Annotated in this window: 9 protein-coding genes and 2 tRNA genes; 4 read left to right on the top strand and 7 right to left on the bottom strand. The window is 68.4% G+C overall.

Features of this window, described 5'->3' with window-relative positions:
* Positions 1-66 precede the first annotated feature (66 nt).
* Both DIE17_RS09840 and purL read right to left on the bottom strand, forming a co-directional pair.
* Entirely contained in the window at positions 67-609 is a 543-nt protein-coding gene (locus DIE17_RS09840; protein WP_124520074.1) for a GNAT family N-acetyltransferase, read from the bottom strand.
* Positions 609-4,673, bottom strand: coding sequence for a phosphoribosylformylglycinamidine synthase (gene purL / locus DIE17_RS09835; RefSeq protein ID WP_124520072.1), 4,065 nt, complete (start codon positions 4,671-4,673; stop codon positions 609-611). The genes DIE17_RS09840 and purL overlap by 1 nt, the downstream gene beginning before the upstream one ends.
* Before the next feature lie 342 nt (positions 4,674-5,015).
* Here purL and DIE17_RS09830 point away from each other — a divergent pair, with 342 nt between their 5' ends.
* The 3 genes from DIE17_RS09830 to pgi all read left to right on the top strand — a co-directional run bounded on the left by DIE17_RS09830 (position 5,016) and on the right by pgi (position 9,647).
* Entirely contained in the window at positions 5,016-6,317 is a 1,302-nt protein-coding gene (locus DIE17_RS09830; RefSeq protein ID WP_124520070.1) for an FAD-dependent oxidoreductase, read from the top strand.
* 50 nt (positions 6,318-6,367) lie between these two features.
* Positions 6,368-7,912, top strand: coding sequence for an NAD(P)H-hydrate dehydratase (locus DIE17_RS09825; RefSeq protein WP_124520068.1), 1,545 nt, complete (start codon positions 6,368-6,370; stop codon positions 7,910-7,912).
* 112 nt (positions 7,913-8,024) lie between these two features.
* Positions 8,025-9,647 carry a glucose-6-phosphate isomerase gene (gene pgi / locus DIE17_RS09820; RefSeq protein WP_124520066.1) on the top strand — a complete coding sequence of 541 codons (1,623 nt, stop codon included), beginning with the start codon at positions 8,025-8,027 and terminating at the stop codon, positions 9,645-9,647.
* 81 nt (positions 9,648-9,728) lie between these two features.
* Here pgi and DIE17_RS09815 read toward each other — a convergent pair whose 3' ends face one another.
* Entirely contained in the window at positions 9,729-10,430 is a 702-nt protein-coding gene (locus tag DIE17_RS09815; protein WP_044843672.1) for an ABC transporter ATP-binding protein, read from the bottom strand.
* Here DIE17_RS09815 and DIE17_RS09810 point away from each other — a divergent pair.
* Entirely contained in the window at positions 10,429-11,103 is a 675-nt protein-coding gene (locus DIE17_RS09810; protein ID WP_044843673.1) for an arylesterase, read from the top strand. The two genes, DIE17_RS09815 and DIE17_RS09810, sit on opposite strands and share 2 nt — an antisense overlap.
* A gap of 112 nt (positions 11,104-11,215) precedes the next feature.
* Here DIE17_RS09810 and DIE17_RS09805 read toward each other — a convergent pair whose 3' ends face one another.
* The 4 genes from DIE17_RS09805 to lon form a co-directional block, all read right to left on the bottom strand.
* Positions 11,216-13,150, bottom strand: coding sequence for a SurA N-terminal domain-containing protein (locus DIE17_RS09805; protein WP_124520064.1), 1,935 nt, complete (start codon positions 13,148-13,150; stop codon positions 11,216-11,218).
* Positions 13,151-13,470: 320 nt separating this feature from the next.
* Positions 13,471-13,547 (bottom strand) — tRNA-Asp (locus tag DIE17_RS09795).
* A gap of 23 nt (positions 13,548-13,570) precedes the next feature.
* A tRNA-Val gene (locus DIE17_RS09790) sits at positions 13,571-13,646 on the bottom strand.
* 205 nt (positions 13,647-13,851) lie between these two features.
* Complete coding sequence (lon, locus tag DIE17_RS09785) at positions 13,852-16,275, bottom strand: endopeptidase La (RefSeq protein ID WP_044843675.1); 2,424 nt, start codon at positions 16,273-16,275, stop codon at positions 13,852-13,854.
* Positions 16,276-16,354 lie beyond the last annotated feature (79 nt).

Genomic DNA, 16,354 nt, shown 5'->3' with positions numbered 1-16,354 from the left:
CGAAGCGGCTTTTCAGTTCATTCGGTCGAGTCCGGCGAGATCGCACACGGCCGGCGCACCGAACCGTTACACCGGATGGAACACGTCGTGATAGCGGACGTCGCCCGATGGCCGCGGCGCGGTGTCATCGAATGCCAAGGCGAGGAAATGCTCGGGCGGCGCATCCACGAACACGAGATCGCCGGACGGCACGAAACCGAAACGCGCGTAGTACCCGGGATCACCGAGCACGACGCAGCCGCGCGCGCCGAGCCGGCGCAACGCGTCGAGCCCCGCACGCACGAGCCCCGCGCCGATGCTCTGGCGCCGGCATTCGGGCAGTACCGCGAGCGGCGCGAGCCCGTACCACTGCTGGCTGCCTGCCGGCTCGCCGCCGATCGAGACCGGCGAGAACGCGGCATGGCCGATCACGCGCTCGTCGCGCTCCGCGACGAGCGACACGCCGAGCGCGCCATCCGCGCGCAACGCGTCGACGATCCGCCGCTCGAACGCGCCGTGCTGCGGCGCGTCCGCGAACGCGGCCACGATCACGCGACCGATCTCCTCGACGTCGCTCGCGCGCTCATCGCGCAGCGTGACGATCTCGACCGGCGCGTGCGGATCGAACATCAGCCGATCCAGCGGCGTGCGTTGCGGAACACGCGCATCCACGGGCTCGCCTCGCCCCAGCCTTCCGGATGCCAGCTCATCGTGACCGTGCGGTGCACGCGCTCCATGTGCGGCATCAGCACCGAGAAGCGGCCGTCGGCCGTCGTGACCGACGTGATGCCGGCCGGCGACCCGTTCGGGTTGAACGGATAACGCTCGGTCGCTTCGCCGCGGTGGTCGACGTAGCGCATCGCGACCGCGACGCGATCGATGTCGCCCTGCTGCGAGAAGTCCGCATAGCCTTCGCCGTGCGCGACCGCCACCGGAATCCGCGAGCCTTCCATCCCCGCGAAGAAGATCGACGGCGACTTCTCCACTTCGACGAACGAGAAGCGCGCCTCGAACTGCTCGGACTTGTTGCGCGTGAACTTCGGCCATGCTTCGGCGCCCGGGATCATCGATGCGAGGCTCGACAGCATCTGGCAGCCGTTGCAGATGCCGAGCGCGAACGTGTCGGGGCGCGCGAAGAAGGCCGAGAACATGTCGGCGAGATTCGCGTTGAAGCGGATCGTCTTCGCCCAGCCTTCGCCCGCGCCCAGCACGTCGCCGTACGAGAAGCCGCCGCATGCCACCGCGCCCGCGAAATCGGCGAGCGTCGCGCGGCCGGCCAGCAGGTCGCTCATGTGCACGTCGTGCGCGTCGAAGCCCGCACGGTCGAATGCGTATGCCGTTTCGAGGTGCGAGTTCACGCCCTGCTCGCGCAGGATCGCGACGCGCGGGCGCGCGCCCGTCGCGATGAAGGGTGCTGCGATGTCGTCGGCCGGATCGAACGTGAGCACCGGCGAGATGCCCGGGTCGGCCGCATCGAGCAGCGCGTCGTATTCGGCGTCCGCGCAGGCGGGGTTGTCGCGCAGGCGCGCGATGCGCCAGCTCACTTCGCCCCATGCGCGATGGAGTTCCGCGCGCGGCGCGTCGAACACCTTCTTCGCGTCGCGGTACACCTCGATCACGTCGCGATCGTTGACCGTGCCGATCACGTGCGAGCACGCCGACAGGCCGAACTCGCGCAGCGCGCCGAGCACCGCGTCGCGATCGGCCGCGCGCACCTGCACGACGGCACCGAGTTCTTCCGAGAACAGCGCGCGCAGCGTGCGATCCTCGCGACGGCCGCTCGTCTGCTTCGCCCAGTCCTTCGCGTCGCCGTAGTCGGATTCGTGATTCGGGTCGAGGGTCAGCATGTCGACGTTCAGCGACACGCCCGCGTGACCCGCGAACGCCATTTCGCACACCGTCGCCCACAGGCCGCCGTCCGAGCGGTCGTGGTACGCGAGCAGCTTGCCTTGCGCGTTGAGCGACTGGATCGCGTTGAAGAAGCGCTTCAGGTCTTCCGGATCGTCGACGTCCGGCGTCGTGTCACCGACCTGCTGCGTGACCTGCGCGAAGATGCTGCCGCCCATGCGGTTCTTGCCGCGGCCGAGATCGATCGCGATCAGCACGCTGTCGCCTGCGTCGGCGATGCGGCGCAGTTGCGGCGTCAGGTGACGGCGCACGTCTTCGACCGGCGCGAACGCGGAGATGATCAGCGACACCGGCGACACGACTTCCTTCGCGACGCCCTGCTCGTCCCACTTGGTCTTCATCGACAACGAGTCCTTGCCGACCGGGATGCCGATCCCGAGCGCCGGGCACAGCTCCATGCCGATCGCCTTGACCGTGTCGAACAGCGCGGCGTCCTCGCCGGCCGTGCCGCACGCGGCCATCCAGTTCGCCGACAGCTTCAGCTTGTCGAGCGACGCGATCGGCGCGCTCGCGATGTTCGTGATCGCCTCGCCGACCGCCATGCGGCCCGAGGCCGGCGCGTCGATCACCGCGAGCGGCGTGCGCTCGGCCATCGTCATCGCCTCGCCCTTGAAGCCCGCGTAGTCGAGCGCGGTCACCGCGCAGTCGGCCACCGGCACCTGCCACGGGCCGACCATCTGGTCGCGCACCGACGTGCCGCCGACCGAACGGTCGCCGATCGTGATCAGGAACGACTTGCTGCCGACCGTCGGGTGCTTCAGCACGTCGACCGCGATTTCCGACAGGGCGACGCCCGTCACGTCGACCGGCGCGCGCTCGGTCGCGACACGCGTGACGTCGCGGTGCATGCGCGGCGGCTTGCCGAGCAGCACTTCCATCGGCATGTCGACCGGGTATTCCTCGACGCCCGTCGCTTCGTCGTCGACGAGCTTCAGCTGGCGTTCGTCGGTCGCGATACCGACCACCGCGAACGGGCAGCGCTCGCGTGCGCAGATCGCCTCGAAGCGCGGCAGGTCAGCCGGCGCGATCGCCAGCACGTAGCGCTCCTGCGCCTCGTTCGACCAGATTTCGCGCGGCGACAGGCCCGATTCCTCGAGCGCGACCTTGCGCAGTTCGAAACGCGCGCCCTTGCCCGCGCCGTCGACGATCTCGGGGAACGCGTTCGACAGGCCGCCCGCGCCGACGTCGTGGATGCTCAGGATCGGGTTTTCCGCGCCGAGCTGCCAGCAGCCGTTGATCACTTCCTGCGCGCGCCGCTCGATTTCCGGGTTGCCGCGCTGCACCGAGTCGAAGTCGAGTTCGGCCGTGTTCGCGCCGGTCGCCATCGAGCTCGCCGCGCCGCCGCCCATGCCGATCCGCATGCCGGGGCCGCCGATCTGGATCAGCAGCGAGCCGGCCGGCACGTCGTGCTTGTGCGTGTGCTGATCCGCGATGTTGCCGAGGCCGCCCGCGATCATGATCGGCTTGTGATAGCCGTGCACCTTCCCGCCGACGTTCTGCTCGTACACGCGGAAATAGCCGCCGAGGTTCGGGCGGCCGAATTCGTTGTTGAACGCGGCGCCGCCGAGCGGGCCGTCGATCATGATCTGCAGCGGCGACGCGATGCGGTCCGGACGGCCATACGGGCCGTGCTGCTCGTTCGGGTTGCGCTCGGCGACCGGCTGCGCCGCGTCGCGTGCGTTCTCCCACGACTGGCGTGCGTCCGGCAGGTCGAGGTTCGACACCGTGAAGCCCGTGAGGCCGGCCTTGGGACGCGCACCGCGGCCCGTCGCGCCTTCGTCGCGGATCTCGCCGCCCGCGCCGGTCGCCGCGCCCGGGAACGGCGAGATCGCCGTCGGGTGGTTGTGCGTCTCGACCTTCATCAGCGTGTGCGTGAGCTCGGTGTGGCGCCCGTAGCGCTCGCCCGGCTCGCCGGCCGCGCCTGCGTTGCGCGGGAACCAGCGCTCGGCTTCGGCGCCGACCATGATCGACGAGTTGTCCGAATACGCGACGATCGTGCCTTGCGGGCTCAGCTTCTCGGTGTTGCGGATCATCGCGAACAGCGACATGTCCTGCGCTTCGCCGTCGATCGTCCAGTTCGCGTTGAAGATCTTGTGGCGGCAGTGCTCGCTGTTCGCCTGCGCGAACATCATCAGCTCGACGTCGGTCGGGTTGCGTTCGAGCTTGCGGAACGCGTCGACCAGGTAGTCGATCTCGTCGTCGGCGAGCGCGAGGCCCAGCTCGACGTTCGCGCGCTCGAGCGCGGCGCGGCCGACGCCCAGCACGTCGACGGTCGCGAGCGGCTTGGCCGGCAGCTCGTCGAACAGGTGCTTCGCGTCGTCGCGCGCGGCAACCACGCTTTCGGTCATCCGGTCATGCAGCGCGGCTGCAACCGCGGCGCGCGCGTCGTCGGACAGCGCCTTCTTGCCGCCGAGCAGGCCCGACTTCAGCGTGACCGTGAATTCGACGCCGCGCTCGATGCGGCGCACCTGCGTGAGGCCGCAGTGCTGCGCGATGTCGGTCGCCTTGCTCGCCCACGGCGAAACGGTGCCGAAGCGCGGCAGCACGACGAAGGTCTCGGTCGTGCCCTTCTCGGCCGCCGGCTCGAACGGCGCGCCGTAGTGCATCAGCGCGTCGATGCGGGCGCTGTCGTCGGCCGACAGCGGCTCGGCCGCATTGACGAAGTGCAGGAACTGGCCGCGTACCGCGACGATGTTGGCGTCGATTTGCCTGAGCGTGTCGAGCAGACGGGTTTGACGGAAATCGGAGAGGGCCGAAGCGCCGGGAAAACACGAGAAGTGAGCCATGGGCTGGACTGACGTCGATGAGTCGCGCGAGGTGGCGACGTGGGGCGAAAGGAAGGCCGTAATTATACCCGGAAGTCGGTCATCCCAGACCGGCTGATCGGCACCCTGATCGGCACCCGTCACGCACCGCGACGGTGCACCGGCATCCACGGCGCCCGGCCGGCCGCCGGGCCGGCGTGCGCGGCCGCGGTGGCCTGTGACCGCAAGACGGCGGAATCGGATGGGGTTGCGTGGCACCGGTTCGCGCGATTTTGGCGCTATCATTCCCGGTTCACCGGGCCGGGGGCCCGTCAGCGAATTCTCACCGGGCGGCGTGCGCGCCGCCCGTCATCGAAGCAATCCATGGATGTCATCGTCATCGGCGGCGGAATCAGCGGCGTCGCCACCGCCTACCAGCTGCGCGCGGCCGGCCATCGCGTGTGCGTGGTCGAACGCCACGCGACCGTCGCGCAGGGCGCGACCTACGGCGACGGCGGCACGCTGCTGCCGAGCCCGCTCGACGTCTGGTTCGGCCCGACCTTCATGCGCCAGCGCCAGCCGCGCGACACCGGCATCGTCTACAAGCCGGGCTTCAACGGCGGCGTGCGCCGCTTCGTCAAGCAGCTCGCCGCGCTGCGCGAACCCGATGCATTCACCGCGCAGTATGCACGGCTGCGCCCGCTGATCGACGCATCGCGCGAGTCGCTCGCCGACATCGAGGCGCGCTTCCAGCTCGAATTCGAGCAGAAAGCCGGGATCCTGCACGTCGTGCGCGACCCGCGCGACTGGGAAGCGCTGCAGCCGGCGCTCGACCTGCTGCGCGCGCTCGACCAGCCGTACCGCGTGCTCACCGCCGACGAATGCGCGGCGCTCGAGCCGTCGGTGCCGGCCGAGCCCGGCTTCGCCGGCGGCGTGCTGCTCGAGAGCGAGCGCACCGGAAACTGCCCGCTGTTCGCGAAACTGGTCAAGCAGACGCTCGACGAGCACGGCGTGCAGTTCCGCTTCGGCGCGGACGTCGCGGCGATCCGCGTCGACACCGGCCGCGCCGCGATCGAGCTCGCACCGGCCGGCGGCCGGCACGCGAAGAAGGCGCACGAGGTCGACGTGATGGCGGCCGACGCGATCGTGGTCGCTGCCGGCGCCGGCAGCCTGCCGCTGCTAGAGCGGCTCGGCTGGCGGCTGCCGCTGCACCCGGTCCGCGCGCATACGCTGACCGCGCCGGTCGCGTACGAAGAACATGCGCCGCACCTGAGCGTCGTCGATTCGATCAAGCGGATCTCGATCACGCGCACCCACCAGCGGCTGCGCATCGGCGGCGGCGCCGTGCTGCAAAGCCTCGCCGACACCGCGAAGCCGCTCCCCGAGCCGCTGTCCGAAGCCGCCCTCGCGCTGCTCGGCCAGGCCGTCCACGACTGGGTGCCGGGCGCCGCGAAGATTTCCGCCGCGCTGTCGTGGCAAGGCACGCAACTGCTGTCGCCGGACGGCCTGCCGGTCGTCGGTCCGACCCCGCATCCGCGCGTGTTCGTCAATTTCGGTCACGGCCCTGCCGGTTGGGGCCTCGCGTGCGGGTCTGCTAAAGTGGTGACAGACTGTCTGGCCGGCGACACGCAGCAGTGGCCCGCCGACGCGCTCGCCGCGCTCAGCGCCGCGCGCTTCACGACCTGACCGCCGCGGGCCCGTCCCGGGGCGCTTCCTCCCGCCGCCATGACCCCGCGATGACGAATACCCGCCCGCTTCCCGATTCCGTCCCGCTCGCGCTGCTGCGCGTCGCCGACCTGCGCGCGGCCGAGGCCGCCGCGACCGCCGAACTGCCGCCGCACACGCTGATGGGCCGCGCGGGCGCCGCCGCCGCGCGCTGGCTGTCCGAACGGGTCGCCGGCGACGATCGCCCGGTCTGGTTCGCGGTCGGCCCCGGCAACAACGGCGGCGACGCGCTGGTGGCCGCCGCGCAGCTGCAGCAGCTCGGTGTCGCGACGCAGGCCTGGATGCCCGTGCCGGTCAAGCCGGACGATGCGCAATGGGCGCTCGGCCTCGCGCGCACGGCCGGCGTGCCGCTGTCGACCGAACCGCCCGCCTCGCTCGACGATTACGCCTGGGTCGTCGACGGACTGTTCGGCATCGGCCTCGGTCGCGCGCTCGACGGTCCGTTCGCCACCCAGGCCGCGCGCATCGCCGCGCATGCCCGACGCGGCGGCCGCGTGCTCGCGCTCGACGTGCCGAGCGGACTGGACAGCGACACGGGCCGGATCGTCGGCGCGGGCGTCGCGGTCGCCGCGACCCACACGCTCACCTTCATCGGCGCGAAACCGGGCCTTTACACCGGTGACGGCCGCGACCTCGCCGGCCAGATCGACATCGCGTCGCTCGACGTCGCCCCACCCGCCGCGCCGGCCATCGTGCTGAATGCACCGGCACGATTCGCCGCCGCATTGCCCGCCCGCGCGTTCGCGTCGCACAAGGGCACGTTCGGCAGCCTCGCGGTGCTCGGCGGCGACACGGGCATGTGCGGCGCGCCGATCCTCGCCGCGCGCGCCGCGCTGTTCGCGGGCGCCGGCAAGGTGCATGTCGGTTTTCTCGGCGCCGGCGCGCCGCCGTACGACCCGCCGTTTCCCGAACTGATGCTGCATCCCGCGGACGGCCTCGACCTCGACGCGATGTCCGCGATCGCGGCAGGCTGCGGCCTCGGCACGCGCGAGGCCGCAGCCACCCTCGTGCGCGACGTGCTCGCGCACGATGCCGTGACGCTGCTCGACGCCGACGCGCTGAACCTCGTCGCGACGCACGCCGACCTCGCGGCCGCCGTGGCCGCCCGCGGCACACGCGGCAATGCGTGCGTGCTGACACCGCATCCGCTCGAGGCAGCGCGGCTGCTCGGCAGCGACACGGCGTCGGTACAGCACGATCGACTGGCCGCGGCCCAGGCGCTCGCCACGCGTTACGCGAGCGTCGTCGTACTGAAGGGTTCGGGCACGGTGATCGCCGCGCCCGACGGCCGCCTGACGATCAACCCGACCGGCAATGCGGCGCTCGCCACCGGCGGCACCGGCGACGTGCTCGGCGGCCTGATCGGCGCGTTGCTCGCGCAACGCGTCGCGCCGTACGAAGCCGCACTCGCGGGCGTCTACCTGCATGGCCTCGCGGCCGATACGCTGACCGCGCACGGCACCGGGCCGGCCGGCCTCACCGCGGGCGAACTCGCGCCGATGGTGCGCACGCTGATCAATCGCCTTTTTTACCCGTCGCCGCGCGCCGACATGTAACGCCGCTATACTGAGTGCCCCCGCCGCACGGCGGGCCCGCTCGTCCGCCGGCCTTCCGATCCCGAGGCGCCGGCGCGGCATTCCTCCCGATTCACGCTTCACTCGAACCGCCATGACGCTGAATTCGCTCCCCGCCTGGACTGCCCTTCAATCCCACTTCGAACAAATCCGCCATGCACGGCTGCGCGACTGGTTCGCGCCGGAAAACGACCGCGCGCCCACCCGCGCCGAACGCTTCACGGTCCCGGGCGGCGGCCTTGCGGCCGACTTCTCGAAGAACCGCATCAACGACGACACGCTGCGCCTGCTCGTGCAGCTGGCCCGCGAAGCGGGCGTCGAAGCGCGCCGCGACGCGATGTTCGCCGGCGAGATCGTCAACCCGACCGAAGGCCGCGCCGCATTGCACACCGCGCTGCGCGCGACGGACCCGCACGCGCCGTTCCATGCGCAGGTCAACGCCGAGCGCGCGAAGATGGCGACCTTCGCGCGCGCCGTGCGCAGCGGCGCGTGGACCGGCTATACCGGCAAGCGCATCCGCCACGTGATCAACATCGGCATCGGCGGCTCGGATCTCGGGCCGAAGATGGTCGTGCACGCGCTGCACCATGTCGCGACGCCCGACATCTCGACGCACTTCGTGTCGAACGTCGACGGCGCCGATCTCGCGCGCGTGCTCGAACAGGTCGACCCGGAAGAAACGCTCGCGATCATCGTGTCGAAGACCTTCACGACGCTCGAGACGATGACGAACGCACGCTCGCTGCGCGACTGGTTCGTCGCGCGCGGCTGCCCCGAGGACGCGCTCGCGAAGCACTTCGTCGGCGTGTCGGCGAACCCGGCCGAAGTCGTGAAGTTCGGCATCGCCGCGGACAACGTGTTCGAAATGTGGGACTGGGTCGGTGGCCGCTATTCGCTGTGGTCGGCGGTCGGCCTGTCGATCATGATCGCGGTCGGGCCCGAGCAGTTCGACGAACTGCTCGCCGGCGCGAACGACATGGATCGCCATTTCCGTGAAGCGCCGCTCGAGCGCAACCTGCCGGTGCTGCTCGGCCTGATCGGCATCTGGTATCGCAACTTCTTCGGCTCGCAGAGCTACCTCGTCGCGCCGTATTCGGAAGCGCTGCACTACCTGCCGTCGTATCTCCAGCAGCTCGAGATGGAAAGCAACGGCAAGTCCGCGCGTCTCGACGGCACGTTCGTCGATTACCCGACGTCGGCCGTCACGTGGGGCGAGCCGGGCACCAACGGCCAGCACGCGTTTTTCCAGATGCTGCACCAGGGCCCGACGATCGTGCCGATCGACTTCATCGCGGTGCTGACGCCCGAGCATCCGCTCGCGAGCCATCATCCGAAGCTGCTCGCGAACTGCTTCGCGCAAAGTGAAGCACTGATGCTCGGCCGCACGCTCGACGAGGCGCGCCAGGTCGCCGGCCCCGGCAAGGAAGCGCTCGCGCCGCACCTGACGTTCCCCGGCAACCGCCCGACGACGACGCTGCTGGTGGACGCGCTGACGCCGCGCACGCTCGGCGCGCTGATCGCGCTCTACGAGCACAAGGTGCTGGTGCAGGCGACGGTGTGGGACATCAATCCGTTCGACCAGTGGGGCGTGGAGCTCGGCAAGATTCTCGGCAAGGTCGTCGAAGCCGACCTGTCGGCCGAGTCGGTCGATCCCGCGAAGCACGATTCGTCGACGACCGCGCTGATCGAGCGCGCGCGGGCAGCGCTCAAGCGCTGACGCGACGGCGTCGAACGCATGCCGGCCGCACCGGGCGATCCACCTGGCACCTGGCGCGGCCGGCAAAAATCCGGTCCCGCGCTATGCCGCGTGCGGTGCGACGATGCGTCCGGCGTCGATGGTGACCATCGTCGCGCAGCGCCGCGCGAGCTCGGGATCGTGCGTGACGAGCACGAGCGTCGCACCGTGCGTGCGATTCAGCTCGAACATCAGGTCGATGACCGCGTGGCCCGTGGCCGCATCGAGGCTGCCGGTCGGTTCGTCGGCGAACAGGATCGCCGGATGCGTGACGAACGCGCGCGCGAGCGCGACGCGCTGCTGCTCGCCGCCCGACAGCAGTTTCGGATAATGCGCGGTACGCTCGCCGAGACCGACCTGCACGAGCAGCGCGCGGGCACGATCGGCCGCGTCGCGCGCACTGATGCCGCCCTGCAGTTCGAGCGGCAGCATCACGTTCTCGAGCGCCGTCAGGTGCGGCATCAACTGGAACGACTGGAACACGAACCCGACCGCGCCGTTGCGCAGCGCGGCACGCTCGTCCTCGTCGAGCTGGTCGAGCGCGCGGCCAAGCAGGCGAACCGTGCCGCTCGTCGCGCTGTCCAACCCGGCAAGCAGGCCGAGCAGCGTCGATTTTCCCGACCCCGATGCGCCGACGATCGCGAGGCTGCTGCCGGGCCGCACGGCGAGCGTGATGCCGTCGAGGATCGTCAGCTCGCCCGTTGCATCGGCAACCCGCTTGCACACGTCATGGACTTCGATGATCGGATCGGTAATCTTGAACATGGACACGACATTCCGCTGGAAAAGGCGCGCGGCACTCGCCGCACTGCTGGGAACCCTGGCCGCAACAAGCATGCCCGCACGCGCCGCGACGGCGGCGGCCCCGACCTCGGGCCAGCCCGCGCTCGTCGTGCTCGGCGACAGCCTGTCGGCCGAATACGGGCTGCCGCGCGACACCGGCTGGGTTGCGCTGCTGCGGCAACGGCTCGCGACCGAGCGAATCGATTATAGCGTCGCGAATGCAAGCGTCAGCGGCGACACCACGAGCGGCGGCCGCGCACGGCTGCCCGCGGTGCTGCAACGGCTCAAGCCGTCGATCGTGGTCGTCGAGCTCGGCTCGAACGATGCGCTGCGCGGCGTGCCGCTCGCGACGACCGAGCAGAACCTGCGCGACATCATCGCCGATGCGCGGCAGGCGCGCGCGAAGGTCGTGCTGGTCGGCATGTACGTGCCGCCCAACTACGGGCCCGACTACACGCAGAAGTTCCATGCGGTCTATACGCGCCTGTCGAAGGAACTCGGCGTACCGCTCGTGCCGTTCCTGCTCGCCGGCATCGAGAACAAGCCCGAGATGTTCCAGCCGGACCAGATGCATCCCGCGCAGCAGGCGCAGGGCATCCTGCTCGACAACGTCTGGCCGGCGTTGAAACCGCTGCTCGGCAAGCCGCGCGGCTGACCTCGCGACTCGCCACCGCCGCAATGCAAAAAGCCCCGCTTCGAGCGGGGCTTCTTGTTGCTGCATGCGAAACCGTGAACGGCGCTTCGCTTGGTTGGCGCTGGGTCGTGGCTTAGTTGCCGCCGTCCTGCGACTGGCTCTGCGTGGTGCCGTACACCTTCACCTTCGAGCGGTCGCGCAGCGCGGCGAGATATGCTTCACCTTCGCTTTGCGCTTCGACCTGCGCCATCTGCTGCTGCGCGGCCGCGAGCTGTTGCGGATCGACGGCCGTACCCGCGATCACCGTGTTCACGCGATAGATCGCATAGCCGTCCGCACCGAGGTCGACACCGACGTACGCCGGCAGCGTCTTAGCATCGACCTTGTAGACGGCGCTCAGCGCGGCCGGCGTCAGACCCTGCGACTGCGTGCGCGACACCTTCTGCGCAGCCGCGAAGCCGTCGGCCGACTTCGACTTCTGCAGCTCGGCCAGCTTCGCCGCACCGTCCTTCTTCGCGAGTTCCGCAGCCTGCTCGGCAACGACCTTCTGACGCACGACGTCCTTGATCGCGTCGAGCGCGGGCACGGCAGCCGGCTTGTAGTCGGTCACGCGCGCCGAGATCAGCGTGTTGTTGCCCACGTCGATCGCCTGCGTGTTGTTCTGGCTCTTCACCGAATCGTTCGCGAACACGGCAGCGAGGAACTTCGGATTGTTCAGCGGGCTCGTCGGCGGCAGTTGCGGATTCGGCGTCGGCGTGACGGTGGCCGTCTGGATCGTCAGCTTGTACTTGTCGGCGGCCGGCTGCAGCGTCTTCGCCTTTTCATACACGGTCGACGTGAAGCCTTCCGCGTTGTCCGTGAATGCCTTCGCTGCGTACTGCTGCTTCAGGTCGATTGCGATCTGGTCCTTCACGTCCGCGAACGGCTTGACCACCGACGGCTTCACTTCCGTCGCCTTCAGGATGTGGAAGCCGAGATCCGACTGCACGACACCGCTCACGTCGCCCTGCTTCAGCGCGAACGCCGCATCGTCGAACGCCTTGCCGCCCGCCGTCGAGCCGCGCGTGATGAAGCCGAGATCGCCGCCCTTCGCAGCCGACGGCGCATCCTGCGAGCTCTTCTGCGCGATCTGCGCGAACTGGTCCGGATGCGCCTTCACGTCCGCCAGCAACTGCTCGGCCTTCGCCTTCGCGGCTGCCTTGTCGGCCGCGCTCGCGCTGCTCGCCGCGGCGATGAAGATGTGGCTCACGCGCACCTGCGCTTCCGAGCGGAAGTGCGTCGGGTTGTCGTCATAGAACTTCTTGATGTCCGCCTCGGTCGGCTGCGCGCTCGCGGCAGCGGCGGCCGGCGAATAGACGAGATACTGGATCGTCGCGGTTTCCGGCGTCGCGAAGCTTTGCTTGCGCGCGTCATAGTACGCGGCGAGCTGTGCGTCGGTCGGCTGTACCTTCGCCGCGTAGTCGCTCGTCTTCAGCAGCAGCGCCTGCACTTCGCGCTGCTGCGCGGCCAGCTCCGACAGGCGTTGCGCCGGGCCCTTCGGCGTGAACGCGCTCGCGATGATGCTCGCCGGAATCTGCTGCAGCGCGAGGCTGTAGCGCACGCGCTCCTGATACTGCTCGGGCGTCATCCCCTGGAACGACAGCAGCTGCGCGTAGCGTTCGACGTCGATCGAACCGTCGGGCTTCTTCAGCGACGCGATCATCGGGTCGCTCATCAGCGCATCGCGCACGGCGTTGTCGGATGCGGTCAGGTGCAGGCGTTGCGTCTCGTCGGCCAGCACGCGTTGCTGGATCAGGCCGTCGAGTACTTGCTTGCGATGTTCGGGCGTGTCGAACGCCTTGATGTCGAACTGCCCGCCGAGCGCCTGGCGCGCCTGGTCGACCTGCTGACGGAACGCGCCGTCGAATTCGACCCGCGTGATCTTGTGCCCGTTGATCGCCGCGACGTTCGCGCTGTCGTCGAAGAAGCCGCGGAAACCTTGGATCCCGACGAAACCCAGCCCCGGCAACACGATCAGGAGCAGGAGCGCCATCATCAGGCGCTGGTGATTACGGAAGAAATCGAGCATGCGTGACGGGAAAATTGGACAAAACGTCCGATATTACAACATACGGGGTGGCACGGGAGAAAAGCAGGTGCGCAACGCGCGGGCGCGATCAACGACGCAAATGAAAAAGCCCGCACGAGGCGGGCTTCTTCATTTTCTGGCGGAGCGGACGGGACTCGCCTACATCCTGCAGGCCGCGGCTGCGCGTGCACGCGCAGCCCTTCGCGTCCCGCCGGAAGCCGCGCAGGCGGCTTCCTCCACTCCGCAGTCACGCGCCCGCGAGCGGGCGCGATCAACGACGCAAATGAAAAAGCCCGCACGAGGCGGGCTTCTTCATTTTCTGGCGGAGCGGACGGGACTCGAACCCGCGACCCCCGGCGTGACAGGCCGGTATTCTAACCGACTGAACTACCGCTCCTTGGTCTGGCTGAATCGTGAAACTGGTGGGTGCTGAGGGGTTCGAACCCCCGACCTACGCCTTGTAAGGGCGCCGCTCTACCAGCTGAGCTAAGCACCCGTTTCCGATTCGTTCTGGCTGCGATCTGCGTTTCGGCATCAACAACCAGCGAGCCCGCAAGTTTAATTCATCCCCGATCATTTTGCCAAGCCCATGCGCAAAAATTTTTAACGCGCGACGCTACACACGATCCCGACGCGCATAAAAAAACCCGCGGACTCGCCGCGGGTTTCGCGAACCACCGTCAGCGACGGCGTTCAGGTTCTCAGTGCTTCACGACTTCCGTCGAACCGGCATCCTTGGCCGCCTCGCCGACCGGTGCCGCAGCCTTCGCCTCTTCTTCCGGCGGCAGCGGGGTCGGCGTACGTTCGAGCGCGAGCTCGAGCACCTTGTCGATCCAGCGGACCGGCACGATCTCGATCGCGTTCTTCACGTTGTCCGGAATGTCCGCGAGATCCTTCACGTTCTCTTCCGGGATCAGCACGAGCTTGATGCCGCCGCGATGCGCAGCCAGCAGCTTTTCCTTCAGCCCGCCGATCGGCAGCACTTCGCCACGCAGCGTGATCTCGCCCGTCATCGCGACATCGGCACGCACGGGAATGCCCGTCAGCACCGACACCAGCGCGGTCGTCATCGCACCGCCGGCGGACGGACCGTCCTTCGGCGTCGCGCCTTCCGGCACGTGGATGTGGATGTCCTGCTTCTCGAACGCTTCGTCCTTGATGCCCAGACGCCGCGAACGCGAGCGCACGACCGAACGTGCGGCCTCGACCGACTCCTTCATCACGTCGCCGAGCGAACCCGTGCGAATCACGTTGCCCTTGCCCGGCATCACCGCGGCTTCGATCGTCAGCAGGTCGCCGCCGACTTCCGTCCACGCGAGGCCCGTCACCTGACCGACCTGGTTTTCCTTCGCCGCGAGGCCGAAGTCGTACTTGCGCACGCCGAGGAACGTATCGAGGTTCTCGCCGTCGACCTTGATCGCGCCCGATGCCTTCTTCAGCAGCAGCATCTTCACGACCTTGCGGCAGATCTTCGACACTTCCCGCTCGAGCGAACGCACACCGGCTTCGCGCGTGTAGTAGCGGATGATGTCGCGGATCGCCTGCTCGGTGACCTCGATCTCGCCGTCCTTCAGACCGTTGTTCTTCTTCTGCTTCGGCAGCAGGTAACGCTGCGCGATGCTGACCTTCTCGTCTTCCGTGTAGCCCGACAGACGAATCACTTCCATCCGGTCGAGCAGCGGCGGCGGGATGTTCAGCGAGTTCGACGTCGCGACGAACATCACGTCCGACAGGTCGAAGTCGACCTCGATGTAGTGGTCGGCGAACGTGTGGTTCTGTTCCGGATCGAGCACTTCGAGCAGCGCCGACGACGGATCGCCGCGGAAATCCATGCCCATCTTGTCGACTTCGTCGAGCAGGAAGAGCGGATTGCGCACGCCGACCTTCGCGAGGCTCTGCAGGATCTTGCCCGGCATCGAGCCGATGTACGTGCGGCGGTGACCGCGGATCTCGGCTTCGTCACGCACGCCGCCGAGCGCCATCCGGACGAACTTGCGGTTCGTCGCGCGAGCGATCGACTGGCCGAGCGAGGTCTTGCCGACGCCCGGAGGCCCGACGAGGCACAGGATCGGCGCCTTGACCTTGTCCACGCGCTGTTGCACCGCGAGGTACTCGAGAATGCGTTCCTTCACCTTCTCGAGGCCGAAGTGATCCTCGTCGAGCACCTGCTCGGCGTTCGACAGATCGTTGTTGACCTTGCTCTTCTTGCGCCACGGCAGGCCGATCAGCGTGTCGATGTAGTTGCGCACGACGGTCGCTTCCGCCGACATCGGCGACATCAGCTTCAGCTTCTTGAGCTCGGCGTCGGCCTTCTTCTTCGCTTCCTTCGGCATGCGCGCGGCGTTGATGCGCTTCTCGAGTTCCTCGAGATCCGCGCCCTCTTCGCCTTCGCCCAGTTCCTTCTGGATCGCCTTGACCTGTTCGTTCAGGTAGTACTCGCGCTGGCTCTTTTCCATCTGGCGCTTCACGCGCCCGCGGATGCGCTTCTCGACCTGCAGGATGTCGATCTCGGCTTCGAGCTGCGCGAGCAGGTGCTCGAGGCGCTCGATGACCGGGAACATCTCGAGGATGTGCTGCTTCTGGTCGAGCTTCAGCGGCAGACGCTCGGCGATCATGTCCGCGAGACGGCCGGCTTCGTCGATGCCGGACAGCGACGTGAGAATCTCCGGCGGGATCTTCTTGTTCAGCTTCACGTACTGGTCGAACTGCGACACGATCGCGCGGCGCAGCGCTTCCGTTTCAGCGCTGTCGGCGTGATCGGGCTCGAGCGGCATCACTTCGCAGGAGAACTGCGTCTCCTGTTCTTCGATCGACAACGCCTTCGCGCGCTGCAGGCCCTCGACGAGCACCTTCACGGTGCCGTCCGGCAGCTTCAGCATCTGCAGGATGTTGGCGATACAGCCGACCTCGTACATGTCCTTTTCGGTCGGTTCGTCCTTGGCCGCGGTTTTCTGGGCGACGAGCATGATGTGCTTGCCGCCTTCCATCGCTGCTTCGAGGGCCTTGATCGATTTCGGCCGGCCCACGAAGAGCGGAATGACCATGTGCGGGAAAACGACGACGTCCCGCAGCGGCAGCAGCGGGAGCGTGATGCGTTCCGGCGGGAGAAGTTGGGTGCCTGACATTTCATTTCCCCATGAGTGGAATCAATTGTTCGGTAATTGAGGCCGCCACAACGAATTGCAAGCCTTCAAGTGCGGGAAA

The sequence above is a fragment of the Burkholderia sp. Bp9099 genome (assembly GCF_003857805.1).
Taxonomy (GTDB): domain Bacteria; phylum Pseudomonadota; class Gammaproteobacteria; order Burkholderiales; family Burkholderiaceae; genus Burkholderia.
Note: the sequence above shows the minus strand (reverse complement) of the source record. Positions and strands in the feature narration are given on the sequence as shown.